19 protein-coding genes are annotated in these 18106 nt (G+C 62.1%); 17 read left to right on the top strand and 2 right to left on the bottom strand.

Annotated features, from left to right (window positions below; all coding sequences use genetic code 11):
• The first annotated feature begins 1 nt into the window (after position 1).
• From OH764_RS18810 to OH764_RS18800, 3 genes are all read left to right on the top strand, one after another.
• Complete coding sequence (locus OH764_RS18810; RefSeq protein WP_498850300.1) at positions 2-208, top strand: hypothetical protein; 207 nt, start codon at positions 2-4, stop codon at positions 206-208.
• 86 nt (positions 209-294) lie between these two features.
• Positions 295-624, top strand: coding sequence for a hypothetical protein (locus OH764_RS18805; RefSeq protein WP_498850299.1), 330 nt, complete (start codon positions 295-297; stop codon positions 622-624).
• Between the two features lie 284 nt (positions 625-908).
• Complete coding sequence (locus OH764_RS18800; RefSeq protein WP_498850298.1) at positions 909-2384, top strand: NAD-dependent succinate-semialdehyde dehydrogenase; 1476 nt, start codon at positions 909-911, stop codon at positions 2382-2384.
• 14 nt (positions 2385-2398) lie between these two features.
• Here the strand turns inward: OH764_RS18800 and OH764_RS18795 are convergent, their stop codons facing one another.
• On the bottom strand, positions 2399-3118 hold the full coding sequence (locus tag OH764_RS18795) for an HAD family hydrolase (RefSeq protein ID WP_498850297.1): 720 nt from the start codon (positions 3116-3118) through the stop codon (positions 2399-2401).
• A gap of 79 nt (positions 3119-3197) precedes the next feature.
• On the opposite strand from OH764_RS18795, the gene OH764_RS18790 reads away from it, so the two are divergent.
• The 5 genes from OH764_RS18790 (at position 3198) to OH764_RS18770 (ending at position 7699) form a co-directional block, all read left to right on the top strand.
• Positions 3198-4097 (top strand): LysR family transcriptional regulator, encoded by a 900-nt coding sequence (locus tag OH764_RS18790; protein WP_498850296.1) that lies wholly within the window; start codon positions 3198-3200, stop codon positions 4095-4097.
• A 127-nt stretch (positions 4098-4224) separates the two neighbouring features.
• Positions 4225-5547, top strand: coding sequence for an MFS transporter (locus OH764_RS18785; RefSeq protein ID WP_204523106.1), 1323 nt, complete (start codon positions 4225-4227; stop codon positions 5545-5547).
• A 36-nt stretch (positions 5548-5583) separates the two neighbouring features.
• On the top strand, positions 5584-6624 hold the full coding sequence (locus tag OH764_RS18780) for an amidohydrolase family protein (RefSeq protein ID WP_498851238.1): 1041 nt from the start codon (positions 5584-5586) through the stop codon (positions 6622-6624).
• Positions 6621-7289 carry an RraA family protein gene (locus OH764_RS18775; protein ID WP_498850295.1) on the top strand — a complete coding sequence of 223 codons (669 nt, stop codon included), beginning with the start codon at positions 6621-6623 and terminating at the stop codon, positions 7287-7289. The genes OH764_RS18780 and OH764_RS18775 overlap by 4 nt, the downstream gene beginning before the upstream one ends.
• Before the next feature lie 11 nt (positions 7290-7300).
• Positions 7301-7699: a hypothetical protein gene (locus tag OH764_RS18770; protein WP_498850294.1), complete on the top strand. Its 399-nt coding sequence runs from the start codon at positions 7301-7303 to the stop codon at positions 7697-7699.
• A 28-nt stretch (positions 7700-7727) separates the two neighbouring features.
• Here OH764_RS18770 and OH764_RS18765 read toward each other — a convergent pair whose 3' ends face one another.
• Entirely contained in the window at positions 7728-8690 is a 963-nt protein-coding gene (locus OH764_RS18765; protein ID WP_498850293.1) for an ABC transporter substrate-binding protein, read from the bottom strand.
• 1011 nt (positions 8691-9701) lie between these two features.
• Here OH764_RS18765 and OH764_RS18760 point away from each other — a divergent pair.
• The 9 genes from OH764_RS18760 (at position 9702) to OH764_RS18720 (ending at position 18098) form a co-directional block, all read left to right on the top strand.
• Positions 9702-9875, top strand: a complete 174-nt coding sequence (locus tag OH764_RS18760) for a Flp family type IVb pilin (protein WP_498850292.1) — start codon at positions 9702-9704, stop codon at positions 9873-9875.
• 109 nt (positions 9876-9984) lie between these two features.
• Positions 9985-10158 carry a Flp family type IVb pilin gene (locus OH764_RS18755; protein WP_498850291.1) on the top strand — a complete coding sequence of 58 codons (174 nt, stop codon included), beginning with the start codon at positions 9985-9987 and terminating at the stop codon, positions 10156-10158.
• Between the two features lie 94 nt (positions 10159-10252).
• On the top strand, positions 10253-10777 hold the full coding sequence (locus OH764_RS18750) for an A24 family peptidase (protein WP_498850290.1): 525 nt from the start codon (positions 10253-10255) through the stop codon (positions 10775-10777).
• Between the two features lie 89 nt (positions 10778-10866).
• Positions 10867-12252 carry a DUF8689 domain-containing protein gene (locus tag OH764_RS18745; protein ID WP_498850289.1) on the top strand — a complete coding sequence of 462 codons (1386 nt, stop codon included), beginning with the start codon at positions 10867-10869 and terminating at the stop codon, positions 12250-12252.
• Positions 12253-12291: 39 nt separating this feature from the next.
• Positions 12292-13128, top strand: a complete 837-nt coding sequence (gene cpaB, locus OH764_RS18740; RefSeq protein ID WP_498850288.1) for a CpaB family protein — start codon at positions 12292-12294, stop codon at positions 13126-13128.
• A 79-nt stretch (positions 13129-13207) separates the two neighbouring features.
• Positions 13208-15067 (top strand): type II and III secretion system protein family protein, encoded by a 1860-nt coding sequence (locus tag OH764_RS18735; protein ID WP_498850287.1) that lies wholly within the window; start codon positions 13208-13210, stop codon positions 15065-15067.
• A gap of 21 nt (positions 15068-15088) precedes the next feature.
• The gene (locus OH764_RS18730) at positions 15089-15427 is read left to right on the top strand and encodes a hypothetical protein (RefSeq protein WP_498850286.1); all 339 of its coding nucleotides are present in this window, start codon (positions 15089-15091) and stop codon (positions 15425-15427) included.
• Positions 15428-15499: 72 nt separating this feature from the next.
• Complete coding sequence (locus OH764_RS18725; protein WP_498850285.1) at positions 15500-16711, top strand: CpaE/TadZ family protein; 1212 nt, start codon at positions 15500-15502, stop codon at positions 16709-16711.
• A 19-nt stretch (positions 16712-16730) separates the two neighbouring features.
• A complete protein-coding gene (locus OH764_RS18720; RefSeq protein WP_498850284.1) occupies positions 16731-18098 on the top strand; it encodes a TadA family conjugal transfer-associated ATPase in 1368 nt (455 codons plus the stop codon).
• Positions 18099-18106 lie beyond the last annotated feature (8 nt).

Genomic DNA, 18106 nt, shown 5'->3' with positions numbered 1-18106 from the left:
CATGAACCTCGATTCTCTTGCCGGATCTCTTGCCTGTTCGCTGCCCGTTCGCCATGTTCCTGTTATCGGCATGGCGGCGCAATCCCACCCACCGGCCGGTGAAAACGACGACGACCTGGATGACGAACTCGATGAAACGGGCGCGGTCACCAACAGAAGCAACGGCAAAACAGGCACCGACACCGAAGCCGAGCCGGACAAGAAATAATCGCCCACAGCGACGAATCGACGCGGGCAGCAAGGGCTCGCTACCGCGTTAAACTGCGACCTTTGCGCCCAACAGGATTCGTCGTCATGAAACGCGTGGTGATATCGGCATTGCTTGCGGGATGCCTTGCTCAAACGGCCGTTCGGGCTGTGGCACAAACGGTCAGCAATCAGTGCTTTGCGATTGGCGATATCGCCGGCCAGGTCGCTTCGTGGCGCGCGCACAAGAAGACCAAAGCGCAGGCGCTCGATCAGGCCGCAAAGTACTATCGCGACGATGCAGACCGCCAGACGTTTGCCGCCATCATCGAGAAAATCTATGCGCCCAACGCGCCGCGCATGACGCCCGACCAGGCCAGCATGGCGTTCACGTCCGAGTGCGCGACGGCGCGCAACGAGCAGGCGTTAGCGCACTAACGCCTGCGACCGTCAATGCTGCTCGGGCCGCCGCCACGTGTCGTGCGCGCGTCGACCGGCTGTGTCGAACGCGCTAACTCCCCAATGCAATCAGCAGAATATGCTGTAGGCGCCCGAAAAAAACAATGTGCGCACCGTGGGCCGCTTTTTGAGGCGATTCATTGATTGCCGGACGCGCGTAGCATCGGCTTATGGAACGAGCTTCGCGCTGCTCTACACCTGCTGCGCGCTTACAGAAACCGTACGCCCGATACAGTCAAAACGGCAACCCAAGGAGCAACGCAATGTCTCTCGCATTGACGCGCAATGAACTGATTCGCCCGCTGAATTTCATCGGCGGAAAATGGATCGCCGCCGCGAACGGCGCGCGCTTTCCCGTCACTAATCCCGCGACCGGCGACACGATCGTCGAAGTGGCGAACAGCAGTGCCGCCGACGCACGCGCCGCCACCGACGCCGCGGCCAGCGCGTTGCCCGCATGGCGGGGCAAGCTGCCGCGCGAACGTGCTGAGATTCTGCGCCGTTGGCACGCGCTCATCGTTGAGAACACCGAAGACCTCGCCAAGCTGATGTCGACGGAACAAGGCAAGCCTCTGGCGGAAAGCCGCGGCGAAGTCGCGTATGGCGCGTCATACGTCACGTGGTTCGCAGACGAGGCGACGCGCATCTACGGCGACATCATTCCGCAGCAGCAACGCGGCAAACGCATGAGCGCGGTGAAGGAAGCCATCGGCATCGTGGCCGCGATCACGCCGTGGAATTTCCCGCTCGCGATGATCGCCCGCAAGATCGCGCCGGCCCTCGCGGCCGGTTGCACGGTGGTCGCCAAGCCCGCCGAAGACACGCCGCTCACTGCACTGGCACTCGCCGCCCTCGCACAGGAAGCCGGCGTGCCCGACGGTGTGCTGAACATGCTGTCCGCTTCGCGCGACCAGGGCATTGAAGCGGTGGCCGATTGGCTCGCCGATGCTCGCGTTCGCAAAATCACGTTCACCGGTTCGACGCCGGTCGGCAAGCATCTTGCGCGCGAGTCCGCCGCCACGTTGAAAAAGCTCTCGCTCGAATTGGGCGGCAATGCGCCTTTCATCGTATTCGACGACGCCGATCTCGACGCCGCCGTCACCGGTCTGATCGCAGCAAAGTTCCGCAATGGCGGGCAAACGTGTGTATGCCCGAATCGCGTCTATGTGCAAGCCGGTGTCTATGAGCGTTTCGCCGATCTGCTCGCGAAACGCGTGGCGGCCCTGAAGGTTGCGCCCGCAACGGACCCGAGCGCGCAAATCGGCCCGATGATCAACGAGCGCGCAATCGACAAGATCGCGCGTCACGTGGAAGACGCCGTAAAACAAGGCGCAACAGTGTTGACCGGCGGCAAGCGCCTAACGGAACTGGGCCCCAACTACTATGCACCGACTGTGCTGACCGACGCAAATGACGGCATGCTGGTGTGCTGCGAAGAGACCTTCGGACCGGTTGCGCCGCTGTTCCGCTTCAGCGACGAAGCCGAAGCGGTGCGTCTCGCGAACGACACGCCGTTCGGCCTCGCCGCTTACTTCTTCACGCAGGATGTGCGGCGTATCGACCGTGTCGCCGCCCGACTGGAAGCAGGCGTAATCGGTATCAACGAAGGCGCTGTGTCGAGCGAAGCGGCGCCGTTTGGAGGCGTAAAAGAATCGGGCTATGGCCGCGAAGGCTCGAAGTACGGACTCGACGATTATCTGTCGATCAAGTACCTGTGCCAGGGCGGCTTCGACCAGTAAGCGTTCGCCTCGGGTTAGACCAAAGCATTGCGATGGGCTTCCACCAGTTCGGCCATGCTGTTAAAGCGAAAGTCGATCTTCGGCTGGGAGCCCGGGTCCATTGTCGCGCCGAACCCCTCTTTGGCATGCCGGCGATAGATCCAGCACGACGCAAGTCCGAACTCATTCGCCGGCTTGTGATCGTGAAAGAGACTTTCCGCCGTGTGAAGAACCTTGTTCTTGGAGATGCCGCGTTCGCCCAGCTTCTCCAGCATGTACTCGAAATTGCGCGGCGACGGTTTGTACGAACCGATATCTTCAGCGGTGAAGATTGCGTCGAATTCGACCTTTAGCTTTGCGTTGCTGTAGCTGAAGCTCTCATTGTCCACGTTCGAAAGAATGACCAGCTTGTAGTGCTGCTTCAGGTACTGCAACGCCGCGGCTGAATCGTCGAAGGCAGGCCAGTTCTGAATTGATCTGCCATAAGCCATGCAGTCGTCGAGCGTGTACGGCACGCGCCACTCTTCCGCGAGGCGCTTATAGACGATAGGCAACAACTCCTGATATCGCCGGTAAGGCGTGTACTTTTGCTGCGACGACTCGTGTCGCGCGTGTGCTTCGAGTACCTGATCGCGCGTCAGCGTTTGCTCGACGCGCTCGAGAAGCGGCCGCAATCCTTCGAAAATGCCTGTTTCCCAGTCGATGAGTGTGCCGTAGCAATCGAACGTCAACGTGTCGAAGTCGGTCAGTCGCATTGATTGCGCTCCTCATTTTCGCGGATCATAGGCGACAGTGTAGGGTATTCTGCGCGTACCGACGTCAAATAGAATCGCTATGAATCTTAGGGCTCTACAGTGCTTCGTGATTCTTGCCGAGGAGCTGAATTTCAGCCGCGCTGCTGAACGGCTTCACATTGCGCAGCCCGCGCTGAGCCAACAGATCCGCTCGCTCGAAGAGCGGCTCGGCACGCAACTGGTCGACCGCGCTCGACGGCCGCTCACGCTGACCGAAGCGGGACTTTACTTGTGTACAGAGGCTCGCCAGATACTCGGTGCTCTGGAGCAGGCGAGCCTCGCGACGCAGGAAATCGGCATAGGCCGGCGCGGCTGGCTCAGCGTCGGCTTCACGCGCTCGGCGATGTACAGCATTCTGCCGCCCGCGCTCAAAGCGTTTCATCAAGCGTATCCGCAGGTGGAACTGAAGCTCTTCGAAATGCTCACCGAAGAACAGACCGATGCGCTTCGCGACATGCGGATTCACATCGGCATTGGCCGTCAGCCGCTGGCAATCGAAGGATGCACGTCGTACCCGCTGCTGCGCGAACGGGTGGTGGCCGCGTTGGAGCCGGGCCATCCGCTCGCCGCGCGGAAGAGCTTGAAGATCGCCGATCTCGCCGATACGCCTTTGATCCTTTACCCGAAGCATCAGAATGCACAATTCAAACGCTCGGTCCTATCGTTGTATCGCGATGCCGGACTGACGCCGTTCGTCGCTCATCAGGCGTATGAGATTCAAACCGCTATCGCGCTCGTGGCCGCTGGGCTGGGTGTCACGTTCATTGGCGAGTCGGTAGCGCGCCTGGGCCGCAGTGACGTTGTCTATCGCCACCTGACAGGACCGGCTTCCAGGTACCGCTCGACGCTCGCTGCGACTTTTCGCTCGGACGACGCGTCGCCGCACTTACGTGCGTTCCTCGCCTGCCTTCCGCCGCCGCTTGAGAACACCGCACTATAAGCAAAAGCCTATAGAAGCATAAGCAACCGGTCTTGGACTGCTCACCCGCCCGTTCTTATCATTGCCTGCACATATGACAAGAACGCAGGGACGGCGCACTCGCCGTCGCCGCAAGGTAGGAGACAGCATGAACCCGATCGACGAAGCCGCAACCATGCGAAAGGTATATGGGCGTCTGATGCCCCTGCTTTTCGCCATGATGTTCTTCAATTACCTCGACCGCATCAACATAGGTTTCGCCGCACTCGACATGAACAAGCAGTTGGGCTTTAGTCCCGCTGTGTTCGGTTTCGCGGGCAGCATTTTCTTTGTCGGCTACATGTTGCTGGAAGTGCCGAGCAACCTGCTGTTGCATCGCGTCGGCGCACGGCGCTGGATCGCACGCATTCTTCTGACGTGGGGCGCCGTGGCCGCGGTGACTGCGTTCGTGTTCAACGACACGAGCTTCTACGTGCTGCGCTTTTTGCTGGGCGTCATGGAAGCAGGCTTTTTGCCGGGCGTCGCGGTGTATCTGACGAAGTGGTTTCCGGTGCGCTACCGGGCGCGAGCGGTGGGCGGCTACATCATCGCCGGGTCGTTTTCGGCAGTGCTGGGCGGACCAATTTCCACGGCGCTCATGACGTACGCGGACGGCATTCTCGGTTTGCACGGCTGGCAGTGGATGTTCATTCTCGAAGGCGTGCCGGCAATGCTGCTCGGTCTCCTCACCCTGCGCATCATGACCGAGCGCCCGGCCGACGCCGAGTGGCTCTCCGTCGACGAAAAGCGCTGGCTCGAATCCACGCTCGCCGCAGAACGAGAAGCCTTGGGCGGCAACACGCACTTCCCGCTTATGCGCGTGGCGGGCGACATTCGTGTGTGGAGTCTGGCTTGCCTGTTCGGCTGCGCACTGGTCGGCATTTATGGATTGTTCCTGTGGTTGCCGCAGATCGTCAAAAGCCTTGGACACCTTACTAATCTCGAAGTCGGCTTTCTGTCCGCCGCGCCGCCTTTACTCGGCGTACTCGGCACCTTTCTGATCAGCCGCAGCTCGGACCGCACCGGCGACCGGAAGAAACACCTTGCTTTCGTGTACGGGATGAGTGCGCTTGCCATTGCCGGCAGCGCATATGCGCCGAATCCGGTGATCGCCTACGTGCTGTTGTGCGTGACCGGCCTGTTTATCTACGCGGGCAATCCGCTGTTCTGGAGCCTTGCATCGTCGTTCAGAACCGGCGCGGCAGGCGCCGCAACCATCGCGCTCATCAACACCATTGCTCAGTTCGGCGGCCTGGTCGGCCCATGGAGCATTGGTCTCGTGCGCAGCGCAACCGGCAACTTCAAGCTAGCGTTGCTGACAATTGCAGCGTTCCTGCTCGTGGCCACGGTTATCGCACTGGTGATGCGCGTCACGGCATCGGAAGACGAAACACAATCGCTCGCCACAGGCGACGCCGCGCCACGTGCGTAACGGACATCGCGACAACAAGCAAAGGCATTGCAAACCATGATCATCGATTGTCACGGGCATTACACGACCTCGCCGCCGCAGCACGAAGCCTGGCGCACGCAGCAGATTGCCGCGTTAAAGGACGGCCACGCGCCGCCCGCGCGCCCTAACATTAGCGACGATGAGATCCGCGAGAGCATCGAAACGGGCCAGTTGCGTATTCAACGCGAACGCGGCACCGACCTCACGATATTTTCGCCACGTGCTGCGAGCATGGGCCACCATCTCGCCACCGCGCAAGCAAACGCGCACTGGTCACGCGAGTGCAACGACCTCGTGCATCGCGTGTGTTCGCTGTTTCCGCGCAACTTCGTGGGCGTATGCCAGTTGCCGCAAGCGCCAGGCGTGCCGCCCGCGAACTGTATCGACGAATTGCGGCGCTGTGTCGAAGAACTCGGTTTTATAGGCTGCAATCTGAATCCCGATCCATCCGGCGGACACTGGTCGGGTCTGCCGCTCACGGATCGCTCGTGGTATCCGCTCTATGAAACGATGGTCGAACTCGACGTGCCCGCGATGATCCACGTGTCGTCGTCGTGTAACCCGAACTTCCATGCAACCGGTGCGCATTACATCAACGGCGACACCTCCGCGTTCATGCAGTTGCTGACTGGCGACCTGTTCGCGGACTTCCCCACGCTGCGTTTCATCATTCCGCACGGCGGCGGCGCAGTGCCTTATCACTGGGGGCGTTATCGCGGCCTCGCGCAGGACATGCAGCGTCCACTGCTGCGTGATTACCTGCTAAAAAACGTGTTCTTCGATACCTGTGTCTATCACCAACCGGGCGCTGAGTTGCTCGCGAAAGTAATCCCCGTGGAAAACATTCTGTTCGCGTCAGAAACGATAGGCGCGGTGCAAGGCATCGATCCGGAGACCGGACACCATTACGACGATACGCGCCGCTATATCGATGCAATCGAATGGCTTAGTGACGCGGAGCGCCAACGCATATATGAGGACAACGCGCGTGCCGTGTATCCGCGGCTTTCGCGTCAACTCGACCGGCAACTCGCGGCGCAAGGAGCTATTGTATGAACCCAATCGGATGGCGGGAGTATGAGTCGGCACCCCAGGCTACAGCAGCGACTCTCGGTGCATTGCGCGAACTTGCGGTGTCCCTCCTCAGCGACAACATGGCACGCGCGAGCGGCATGCTCGGATTGCGACCGTATCATCGGCCGAAGCCGCTTGCGGGCACCGCGGTCACGGTGCATACCCGGCCTGGCGACAACCTGGCGATTCATCGGGCGTTCGATTTCTGCAGACCCGGCGACGTGCTGGTGATCGACGGCGCCGGCGACCTTACCCAGGCGCTGATGGGCGAGATCATGGCGAGCTTCGCTCAGAGTCTGGGCGTGGAGGGACTCGTGATAGATGGTGCGATACGCGACGTCGGCGCGCTAGGTCAGCGCGACTTTCCGGTGTACGCACGCGGCGTCACACATCGTGGTCCGTACAAGAATGGACCTGGCGAAATCAACGTGCCTGTCACCGTCGGCGGCATGGTGGTCCATCCAGGCGATATCATTGTCGGCGATGAAGACGGCCTGCTCGCAATCGCGCCCGCCGACGCCGAAGCTGTTATCGAAGGCGCGCGCCGCCAACAAGCGAAAGAGATGGCGGCCTTGAAGTCGATTGCCGAAGGCAACTTCGACCGCTCGTGGGTTGCCCCTCAACGCGACAGGATGATGAACCCCTGAACGTGAGCCTCATGGCGCAATATCTGAACGCTGAAATGCTCGTTGAACTGGCGCGTGCCGCAGAGGCACGCGCCGCCGGGCCATGTGCCTGCATGAAGACGCCGCTAGACGGCTGGCAGTCGCAGCCGCTTTCTCTCGACGAAACGCAGTTCGAGGAAATCGGCACGCTGCTGCCGCAAGACTATGCGGAGCCGACTTTCAGTGAGTACTTGCCGGACAAGACAACCTATTGGTCGGCCGACGCGCCCATTGCGCCGCGCTACTTTCCGTACAACCGCTGTGCAGTGTGGAAGTGCGTCTTATGCGGACGTCTCTATCTGCACTACACCGAAGGCGGCGGCTATTTTGTCGATCGCAGGATTCGCGCGGTGAAAGCCGATTTGATTGAAGACGTGCCATTGCTTCCCTAAAGCCCTCAAGCACGAACGCAGTAACGCCCTAACCGCTCGCCAGTCGAGCGATCTGTGTCTCCGATATCGCGCGAACATCCACGCGGCGCGGCAAAATCGCATCGCGGTTCGCACTGTCGGCCACTCTCTGAAGCGCGGCAATATCCTTATCGTTGATGAAATGCTGTTTGAGCGACGCGCGCCGCGTGATCGTTTTCGCGGCATCGAGCGGAGAGCGCGTCAACGTTGCATAGATTTGTGCATATGCATCGGGGTTGGCCAACGCCCACTCACCCGCACGTTGCAGCCTCAACAACACGTCGGCAATGGCCGCGCGTTTGCCGGCGTCCGCAAGCGACGCCCCTGACGCAGTGATAAAGCCTAGCCCGCTATTGATGCCAGTGCCGTCGCGCAAAATGCGGGCGCCGCGTTGGACGGCAATGCCGTAGTACGGATCGAATGTCGCCCACACTTCGATGGATCCGGAAGCGAACGCCGCAAACGCGTCGACGGGTAAAATGAAGCGCACCGTCACGTCGTCTTTCGATAAACCCGCTTCGGCGAGCGCGCCATACAACTGGAATTGCGAAATGCTGCCGCGTGCCGACGACACAAACACGGTGCGCCCTTTCAGGTCCGCAACCGCACGTATCGCGGAGTTCGGCGGGACAAGGATGCCGAGTTGCGCTCCCGAGCCCACACGGGTTGCCACGATCTTCAGCGTCGGATCGCCGACCGCCGCGGCGAGTACCGGCAAATCGCCTGCCGGTGCGAGATCGACGGCGCCCGCGCGCTGCGCTTCGAACAGCGGCGCAGCCCCCTGAAAATTCGCCCAGCGAAAAGCGTATGGCGCTCCGTCGAGCACTTTGGCCGCCTCGACGAGCGCGCGCGTGCCGCCGGCCTGGTCACCGAGTACGAGCGTGGTCGATGCTAGATCCGCAGCCAGCGTACGTTGCGAATGTAAAGCGCCGGTCGCCGCGAGAGCGGGCACGGCACCCAACAGTTTCAGCATGCGCCGTCGCGTTGAAAAAGAAGTTGGAGCGGAATGAGCCATAAGCCCTCAAGTCAGGTCGATACGTCAGCGTACCGAGCCGCGCGAGGCATGGGAATGAATCGATTTCGATAACGTTATTTGTCGGCGCGCTTTGGCGTCGGCGCGCGCCAACAGCGTCGAAGGGCACGCAGGTCGTTGCAAGTCTTGTATGTGAGTGCTCCAGTACACGCAAAAAACCGCCACTGGGCCATTTGCAGTGCGCGCTTGGCTACCCGCGATTCAAAGTTGAAACGATTCGGTCCGATGCCGGCCGATAAACCGCCTCAATTCGTCGGGGAAAGCCGCGAACGGCGCACCTGGGTCAAATCCCTAAATTTGGGCTGCACAGCATAGCCATGGCCGAAAAGCGCCGTTTTACGCCACGGGAAGAATGACCTGACGATGACGCAGAAGTGATGCAAGTCGGTCAGAACTACGCATACCGGCATCTCGCGACGTGCAGTCAACTGGCTGCAACCCCGACACGCTAAGGAATCGACCATGACTGGCCCACTCCTTGCCTTTATCTTTTCATACAGCCGGCGACATGACCATCGACCAGGTCCTGCCAACGGGGGCTTCTCTCAAACGCTCGAGAACGAGCGGCGAGAAGAACGATCCGGCTGCGAAATAAAAGAATACAAGGAGTACCAGAAGATGCAGTCTCTCATCCTCATTCGAACGGGCTCGCGGTGTGCCGTGCGCATCGCGCGTCGTCTTCTGGCATCCCCTCTAGCGGTCATGTTCAATGCGCCGCTTACGTCCCCTGTTTTCCGCAAGCTAATCGCGCAGACAATCCCGCTGACAATCGCGCCGCGACATCGTCAGCACACGGATCGTAGTGGGCCGTTTTCGGCTCCTGCCCGGCCGCTCTCATACGCAGCGCCCGGACGCCATTTTCTGTAGCACCCTTGTAGTGAGCAGCACGTTGTACCCAAACCGTAGTTATTCGATGACATTTAAGTTAGCCATCCTAAAGGGAGATCAATCATGAAATCGTTTATCAACAGCGCAAAGGCATTCATTCGCGACGAAGACGGCGTGACCGCCATCGAATACGGCTTGATCGCCACGCTCATCGCGCTCGCCATCATCGTTGGCGTGACGGCCGTTGGTACCAATCTCAACGCGAAGTTCAACTTCATCGCAGGGAAGCTCGCGTAAATACCGGCCGGTGCCGGCGGACGAATCGTGCAAGCGTACCGTCCGCCGCCACTGCCGCTAGCCGCTGCCCGGCCCGCAAGGCCGCCATCCAGTTGAACGGGAGTTGATCATGCAATCGCTCATTGAATCCATTGACGCATTCGCCCACGACGAACAAGGCGTCACCGCAATCGAGTATGGCCTCATCGCCACGCTCATCGCGCTCGCCATCATCGTCGGTGTGACGGCCATCGGGACGAACCTCGAGGCGAAGTTCATCGCGATCTCCGGCTATCTGGCCTAGTTTCGCGCGAAGTGCCGATGGGCGTGCCGCGTTCGCGCCGTCGTCCATCGCATCGCCCTTCTTCAGTTTGCGGTATTGCCGACGAGAGCTTGCCATGTTGATTACCAGCAACGTCCTGCCACCGATCGCCCCGTGCGTCATCGCGCTCGTGGTCGCCGCCGCCAGCACGGACATCCAGTGCCGGCGTATTCCGAACATGCTGGTCGGCGCCGGTCTGCTCGGCGCGTTTTTTGTGCAGTGCTGGCTCAAGGGATTCGGCGACGGCACCGGCGCGTGGTTCACGGGCGCGGTTGTGGGATTCGCGCTGTTTCTGCCGTTTTATCTCGTGCGCGGCATGGCTGCGGGGGACGTCAAGCTGCTCGCGATGGTCGGCGCATGGATTGGCCCTTTGCTCGTGTTCCATGCGGCTCTCGCCACGTGCGTGATCGGCGGCATATGGATGCTCGTGCGTACCGGACGGCGTCATCAGTTGGGAAAGGTTTGGGCGAATCTTCGGGTCATTGCCCAGCCCACGTTACGCAAAGCAGGCGCGGCTTCCATCGAATCGGTGGGATCGGTGCCCTACGGCGCAGCCATCGCAGCAGGAACCATTTCGGTCTTGCTGACGGCAACGGCGTAACGGATTCACAACCGCGTGCCGGACGACGATCCGGCATCAGAAACGATAAAGCCGTGCTCAAAGTAGCGCGCGGCACCGGGGAGCAGGACATGAATACGAACGGTACGGCCACAGCCCAGGCAACGAGCACACCTCTCGACATGGACGTCGGCCAGAGTTGCACGAACCAGATGGTATTACGCGCGCCGCGCACCGTTGCGGACACCGGCTTGCCCGCGCTCTTCGTCGCGCATCTGATCCTGAAGTCCCTTCTGCAGAACGGCAAATCGTCGCTCGGCGATCTCATTGCGCGGCATTGCCTGACGGCAGCGGCACTCGAAGAAACGATCGGCTTCCTCGTGCGCGAACATCTTGTCGAAATCGCCCATCGCGGCGCGGCCGATAGCGATGTCTATCTGCGCCTCACCGATGCCGGCCGCGCTCTCGCGGCTCACGAAGCAAGCCGCTCCACCTATTGCGGCCCCGCGCCGGTCACGCTCCAGGCGTATGTGAGCATGATCAACGCGTATTCGGTGAAACGCCTCCGCATTGCGCAGTACGACGTGCGCGCCGCCTTCCCGGATCTGATCGCCGATATGCCCTTGATCGATTCCGCAGTCGCCGCGTTGAACGCCGGCCGCCCGGTCATGCTCTATGGCCCGGCGGGCGGCGGCAAGACCTACCTCGCCGAACGGCTTGGTGAGTTGCTGCAAGGCGCTGTGCCGGTTCCCTATGCGATTCATGTAGCGGGCGATGTCATCCAGTTGCACGACCCGCTGATTCATCGCGACGCTTGCGCTAACGCCCTGCCTCACGTCACTGATCGCCGCTGGCGAGTATGCGAACGGCCGGTGGTGATGTCCGGCGGCGAGCTGACATTGGCGATGCTCGATCTTCAGTACAACGCGAACAGCGGCTTTTATCAGGCACCGCCGCATATGAAGGCGAACATGGGCATGTATGTCGTCGACGATCTCGGCCGTCAGCGCGTCGCGCCCGCCGATCTGCTCAATCGCTGGATCACGCCGCTCGATCGCGGCGTCGATCAGTTCTCGCTGCAATCGGGCGCGCGCTTCGTGAGCCCGTTCGATGTGTGGCCCGTATTCTCGACAAACCTCACCCCTGCCGAGCTGAGCGACAACGCCTTTCTGCGCAGGCTCGGCTCGAAGCTCCATGTCGGCCCGCTGTGCCTCGACGACTACCGGCGCCTCTTCGACGCTCAATGCACGGCATACGACATTGAACAGGCACCGGGCGTGTTCGAGTACCTGCTGCAGCAATTGCATCTGCGCAGCCGGACACCGCTTCTCGCCTGTTATCCGGCCGATCTTCTCGCCGTGCTGCATTCGTTCGCGCTCTATCACGGCGACGTACCGGTCGTCACCGAATACCGCCTGGCGCATGCATGGCACAGCTATTTCGGCAGCGCGCCGGAACATGAAGACACGCTTTTATCCCATGCCGGGCAAGCCGGCAAACGGTACGCCGGCGTCTGATCAGCAGATGCCATCGCAACGCATGAAAGGAGTATCACCATGAAGACCAGTCGCGCAATTGTGATGTTAGGAATGGCTCTGCTCGCGGGTCTTGCCGCCGTCGGTTTCGCGTCGCGATGGTTGCTGCAGGCCTCGTCGTCGGCCGTCACGCCGGTTGCGGTGGCCACCGCCGAAGTGAGTCTGGGGCAGCCGCTGAATCCGAACATGATCCGCACCGTGAACTGGCCCTCCGCAAGCGTCCCGCCCGGCGCGTTCAAGGATGCCAAAGCACTCGACGGGCGTGTGGTGCGCACGAGCCTCGAACCCGGCGAGCCGGTGATCGAATCGAAGCTCGCTCCGCAAGGCACCAAGGGCGGGCTATCGGCCGTGATCGGCGAAGGCAGGCGTGCGATCACGGTGCGCGTGAACGATGTCGTGGGCGTGGCGGGTTTTGCACTGCCCGGCAACTATGTGGACGTGATCGTCAACACTCAGGAACCCGAAGCGAAAAACTCGGACCCGCAGCAGAGCATCTCGAAGATCGTCCTCGAAAAGATTCTCGTGCTTGCCGTCGCGCAGCAGGTCAGCCGCGACGATACGCAGCCCAAGGTCGTCAACGCGGTCACGCTCGAAGTGACGCCGGACCAGGCTGAAGAGCTCGATCTCGCGCGCAGCGTCGGCAGCCTGTCGCTGGTGCTGCGCAACCAGATCGACGACCGCGCGTTGCCCACCGGCGGCGCGACCAAGGTCACGCTGCTAGGCAGGCCCGCCGCGCCGGCGTCCGCGCCCGTTGTGGCGGCGGCGCCTGCGCGCGTCAAATACACGGCCCGCCCCGCGCCGAAGCGCGACTGTGTCGGCGTGCTATCCGGAACGCAAGGTAGTCAGGAATGCTTTTGATCACATAACAGTCGGGCAATGCCGCCGAGTGTCGCGCACGACAGTTCGCTCGCAACGGGGCTACGGGGAGATAAAGAAAATGAAATCGAGTCAACGGAAAATCATGAACGGCTGTGCGATGCGCGCCGCGTTGCTGACCACAACGATATGCGCATCGCTGCTCGGCACGCAGGCGGTGCACGCCCAGGAAGCGCTCGATCCCGGCATGTCCGGCAAAGGCGTCGCCGTGCCCATGCCGCGCGGTCCGGTGCAAATGACCATCAGCATGAATCCCACGGCGGCGCAGCCCGCGAGCGCAATGCAAAGCGCCGCCGCCCGCGGTCCTGCATGCAGCCGCACGCAGAACGAGCAAAGTACGGTGGTAGTGCCAATCGGCAAGTCGACGCTGATGCACACCGCGGAACCGGTGCGCAACCGCACGCTGGGCAATCCGCTGATAGCGCAGGCCACCATGGTGTCGCCGCAAACGCTGTACGTGGTCGGGATGGCGGTGGGCACCACCAACATGATCGTGCAAGGCAAGAGCGGCGCGTGCGAGGTCATCAACGTGGTAGTGAACGCGGATTCCGGCGGTCTGCAGACTTCGCTGTCGCAACTCATGCCGGATGAGCCGAACATCCGCGTCTCGACGGTCGCGGGAGACCTCGTGCTCGCCGGCCGCGTATCGAATGCACAGGCCGCTATTCAGGCACACGAAATCGCCAAAGCATACGCACGCAGTTCGCTGCCGGCAGCCAACGGCGCGTCGAACGGCAACGCGAAGGCCGCGACCGTGCTCAACATGATGAGCGTCGACTCGCCGCAACAGGTGATGCTCGAAGTGAAGGTCGCAGAAGTGTCGAAGACAGTGCTCAATCAGTTGGGCTCGGCAATGAACATTCAGGGCGGCTTCGGCTCGTGGAGCGGCGCGTTGATCAGCAACCTGCTCGCGGGGGTGTCGAGCATCGTCGACGTGAACAAAGCGAATAACCGGCCATTCAATGTCGCGATCGACGGACAGCACGGCGACAACCTCGTGAAGATTCTGGCCGAGCCGAATCTCGTCACGTTGAGCGGGCAGGAGGCGACATTCCTCGCAGGCGGCAAGGTTTTCATTCCGATTCCGCAAAGCAATCTGAACGGCGTGGCGACCATCGTCTTGCAGGAAGAGGAATTCGGCGTCGGCCTGAAGTTCACGCCGACTGTACTCGCCGGCGGCCGCATCAACCTGAAGGTAGCGCCGGAAGTGTCGGAGCTGTCGTCCACCGGCGTTACGGTCGGTGCGACGAATACCAACAATCTGACGATCTTGCCGCTGATCACCACGCGCCGCGCTTCCACGACGGTGCAGATGAACGATGGAGAGACTTTCGCGATTGGCGGCCTGATCAAGAACAACGCGTCGGGCACGCTGAAGGCGATACCGGGTGTCGGCGAAGTACCCGTGTTGGGCGCGCTCTTCAGAAGCACGTCGTATCAGCAGGACCGCACCGAACTCGTGTTCATTATCACGCCGCACCTCGTGAAGCCGTTGCAAACGGCGGCGCATCTGCCGCTGCCCACCGACCACCTGAGGACGCCGAACGAGGCCGACGTTTATCTGATGGGCAACATGGAAGGCCGCGATCCGGCCGTCGGCAACAAGCCCGCACCGCCGATGCCTGCGCCCGCGCCGTCCCCGGAGATGGCTCCGGCGCCCTCGCAACCGCAGGTTCCGGCAGTCGTTCCCGCCGCCGAGCCGCCCGTCTCCGCAATGGTGCCGAATCCCTCAGCGGCGAGTAGACCGCTGCCTGAGCCGCAAGCCGGCACGCCGGCTCGTGGCAGCACCCCAGCCGTCGAGTCATCACCACACGCGGCCACGCCCACGGGGACGAACAGAACCACATACACAGCATCGCGCACGGCCACACTCGCCGCCAGCATCGAGGCGAAAGCCGCGCAGATTGCTGCTCACAACTAACGCAACCCCTCGGAGAACGTCATGACGAACCACACCATTTCCTCCTTGCGCTGGGCTGCGTTACTCCTGCCGGCGTGCTTCGCGCTCAACGGTTGCATGTCGACGACGCCCGACTTCGATCGGCACTTCGGTGAATCGGTGCGCAGTTACACCGAGGCCCAGATCATCGACCCGGACGCGGCCTCGAAAAATCCGTCGACGGCGGGCGTGGACGGCAAGGCCGCGGTCGCGGCGATGTCGAACTACAACGCGTCGCTAAAGGCACCGACAACTTCCGCCAATGCATTCGTGATCGGCGTGGGCCGCAGCTCTGCCGGCGGTGCGGGCGCGGCCATGCCTACGCCTGCGAACGGCGAGTAGGCAACGTGAGCCTTGCAGCGGCGCGAGCCGTCGCAAGGCCAACCCGGCAACGATTCCGCGGACGACAACATCATGATCAATATCCTCATCAACTCCGAGCACACGGGCCGAATGTCAGAGGTCGTTCGCCTCGTCACGGACTGCGGCAATTGCACGACGACCCGCATGCAAGGCGCACCCTCCACGTTGCTGGAGCGCGGCGACAGTCTCGACGCGTTCGACGTGCTGATCATCGACGCGGCGTCGATCGAGCGCGCCGAACTCGATTCCGTCAACCTGCTGGTGCACCGCTATCCGCGCCTCACGTGTTTGTTGCTGTTGCCGCAGACGTCGCCCGACACGCTGATCGCCGCAATGCGCGCGGGCGTTCGCGACGTGCTGAACTGGCCGCTCGACGCACGCGCGCTCGGCGCCGCCGTGCAGCGTGCCATGGCCCCGCACGCCGACGAGACTCGCCACGAAACGCATATGGTGTCGTTCATTTCGTGCAAGGGCGGCGCAGGCACGAGCCTGATCGCAGCGAACGTGGGCCACGCGATCGCGACGCTGCACGGCAAGCGGGTGCTGCTCGTCGACCTGAACCAGATGTTCGCCGACGCCGCGTTTCTCGTAAGCGATCAGGAGCCGCCGTCGACGTTGCCGCAAATCTGCGCGCAGATCGAACGCATCGACGCCGCGCTTCTCGATGCGTCGCTCACGCACGTCACGCCCCGCTTTCATGTGCTGGCCGGCGCAGGCGATCCGTTGAAGGCGCTCGACATTCATGAAGAACAGCTTGAATGGATTCTCGGCGTTGCGGCGCCGCGTTACGACGTGGTGCTGTTCGATCTTGGCCAGAGCATCAATGCGCTGTCCATCGTCGCGCTCGATCGCAGCGCCGAGATTCACCTGGTGCTTCAGACAAGCATGCCTTATGTGCGCGCGGGCCGCCGTCTGCAGGAGATGCTGGTGTCGCTCGCGTATCCGCCCGACAGGATGCGCCTGCTGTTGAACCGGCACCGCCGCCACGACGAGCGAGCCGCGAGCGCGCTCGAACAGGTGCTCGGCAGGCGCCCTTCGCATCTGATCGCCGACGACCCGCAAGCGGCTGCCGAGGCCGTCAACCTCGGTGAGCCGTTGCTGAAGAATGCGCGCAACAGCGCGCTCACGCGCAGCATACAGGCGCTCGCACAAAGCATCGTCAATCAGTCGACAGGCGTCGTCCCGCAGAAGAAGCGCGATGACCCGTTGCTCGCCCGGCTGTTTGGCCGCTCGGCCACGCAGCGGCAGTCGACGGCGTCATAACGTCAGCCAGGAGAATCTCATGTCACTACGCGAACAGATGTCGTCACAAACCGTCCATGCGCTGCCGGAACGTCAGGCGGGCATACGCGCGCCGCTCGGTCTCGCGCGCGCCGCCTACCAGACGCTCAAGCGCAAGGTCCACGAAGCCGTGCTCGATCGGGTCGAACTGGAACGTCTCGCGCGGCTACCGGCCGAGCAGGTGCGCCAGGAGATCGGCGGGCTGATCGCGCGCATCCTCGAAGAAGACAAGGCACCCGTCAACGACCTCGAACGCAGGCAGTTGATGACCGACATCCACGACGAGATGTTCGGTTTCGGTCCGCTGGAGGCGCTGCTGCGCGACCCGAGCGTATCGGACATTCTCGTCAACACGTACCACACGACGTACGTCGAGCGCGGGGGACGTCTGGAACTCACGGACGTGACCTTCTACGACGACGCGCACCTGATGAAGGTGATCGAGAAGATCGTCTCGCGGGTCGGGCGGCGCATCGACGAATCGAGTCCGATGGTCGACGCGCGCCTGCCTGACGGCTCGCGCGTCAACGCGATCATTCCGCCTTCCGCCGTGGACGGGCCGCTCATGTCGATCCGGCGTTTCGCAGTGAACCCGCTGCAGATGAGCGACCTGGTGGCGTCGCAAAGCCTCACGCCGCCAATGGCCGAACTGCTCGATGCGCTCACGCGTGCAAAGGTCAACGTGCTGGTGTCGGGCGGAACGGGCAGCGGCAAGACCACACTGCTGAACATCCTGTCGGGCTTCATTCCCGAAGGCGAGCGCGTGGTAACGATCGAAGACGCGGCTGAGTTGCAACTGCGCCAGCAGCACGTGCTGCGTCTGGAAACGCGGCCGCCGAATGTCGAGGGACGCGGCGAAGTCACCCAACGCACGCTTGTACGCAACGCGCTGCGGATGCGGCCGGATCGCATCATCCTCGGCGAAGTACGCGGCGCCGAAGCGCTCGATATGCTCAATGCGATGAACACCGGCCACGAAGGATCGCTCGCCACGATTCACGCCAATACGCCGCGCGATGCGCTGACGCGCCTCGAAAACATGATCAGCCTTGCCGGCCTCGCGCTGTCGCCGAAGAATCTGCGCCAGCAGATTTCGTCTGCGATCTCGGTGGTGGTCCAGGTGGCCCGCTTGACCGACGGCCGGCGCAAGGTCGTCAGCATTCAGGAATTGACGGGCATGGAAGGCGAGATGGTGAATATGCAGGAGATCTTCACGTTCAAACGAACGGGCATCGATCAGAACGGCACGGTGCGCGGCCACTTCTGCGCGACCGGCGTAAGGCCGAAGTTCACCGAACGATTGCAGGCGTTCGGCATCGCACTGCCCGACCAGCTCTACGATCCGGCGCGGCGCTTCGATACGGCGTAACGGTCGGC

The sequence above is a fragment of the Burkholderia sp. M6-3 genome (assembly GCF_050858985.1).
Classification (GTDB): Bacteria; Pseudomonadota; Gammaproteobacteria; order Burkholderiales; family Burkholderiaceae; genus Paraburkholderia; species Paraburkholderia caledonica.
Note: the sequence above shows the minus strand (reverse complement) of the source record. Positions and strands in the feature narration are given on the sequence as shown.

Excerpts from the sequence above, each read along its gene's own strand:
- OH764_RS18795 (WP_498850297.1), bottom strand. The coding sequence starts at position 3,118 with ATGCGACTGACCGACTTCGACACGTTGACGTTCGATTGCTACGGCACA.
- OH764_RS18770 (WP_498850294.1), top strand. The coding sequence starts at position 7,301 with ATGGCGCAATATCTGAACGCTGAAATGCTCGTTGAACTGGCGCGTGCC.
- OH764_RS18780 (WP_498851238.1), top strand. The coding sequence starts at position 5,584 with ATGATCATCGATTGTCACGGGCATTACACGACCTCGCCGCCGCAGCAC.
- OH764_RS18810 (WP_498850300.1), top strand. The coding sequence starts at position 2 with ATGAACCTCGATTCTCTTGCCGGATCTCTTGCCTGTTCGCTGCCCGTT.
- OH764_RS18765 (WP_498850293.1), bottom strand. The coding sequence starts at position 8,690 with ATGCTGAAACTGTTGGGTGCCGTGCCCGCTCTCGCGGCGACCGGCGCT.
- OH764_RS18760 (WP_498850292.1), top strand. The coding sequence starts at position 9,702 with ATGAAATCGTTTATCAACAGCGCAAAGGCATTCATTCGCGACGAAGAC.
- OH764_RS18800 (WP_498850298.1), top strand. The coding sequence starts at position 909 with ATGTCTCTCGCATTGACGCGCAATGAACTGATTCGCCCGCTGAATTTC.
- OH764_RS18790 (WP_498850296.1), top strand. The coding sequence starts at position 3,198 with ATGAATCTTAGGGCTCTACAGTGCTTCGTGATTCTTGCCGAGGAGCTG.
- OH764_RS18750 (WP_498850290.1), top strand. The coding sequence starts at position 10,253 with ATGTTGATTACCAGCAACGTCCTGCCACCGATCGCCCCGTGCGTCATC.
- OH764_RS18730 (WP_498850286.1), top strand. The coding sequence starts at position 15,089 with ATGACGAACCACACCATTTCCTCCTTGCGCTGGGCTGCGTTACTCCTG.
- OH764_RS18755 (WP_498850291.1), top strand. The coding sequence starts at position 9,985 with ATGCAATCGCTCATTGAATCCATTGACGCATTCGCCCACGACGAACAA.
- OH764_RS18785 (WP_204523106.1), top strand. The coding sequence starts at position 4,225 with ATGAACCCGATCGACGAAGCCGCAACCATGCGAAAGGTATATGGGCGT.
- OH764_RS18735 (WP_498850287.1), top strand. The coding sequence starts at position 13,208 with ATGAAATCGAGTCAACGGAAAATCATGAACGGCTGTGCGATGCGCGCC.
- OH764_RS18775 (WP_498850295.1), top strand. The coding sequence starts at position 6,621 with ATGAACCCAATCGGATGGCGGGAGTATGAGTCGGCACCCCAGGCTACA.
- OH764_RS18725 (WP_498850285.1), top strand. The coding sequence starts at position 15,500 with ATGATCAATATCCTCATCAACTCCGAGCACACGGGCCGAATGTCAGAG.
- cpaB (WP_498850288.1), top strand. The coding sequence starts at position 12,292 with ATGAAGACCAGTCGCGCAATTGTGATGTTAGGAATGGCTCTGCTCGCG.
- OH764_RS18805 (WP_498850299.1), top strand. The coding sequence starts at position 295 with ATGAAACGCGTGGTGATATCGGCATTGCTTGCGGGATGCCTTGCTCAA.
- OH764_RS18720 (WP_498850284.1), top strand. The coding sequence starts at position 16,731 with ATGTCACTACGCGAACAGATGTCGTCACAAACCGTCCATGCGCTGCCG.
- OH764_RS18745 (WP_498850289.1), top strand. The coding sequence starts at position 10,867 with ATGAATACGAACGGTACGGCCACAGCCCAGGCAACGAGCACACCTCTC.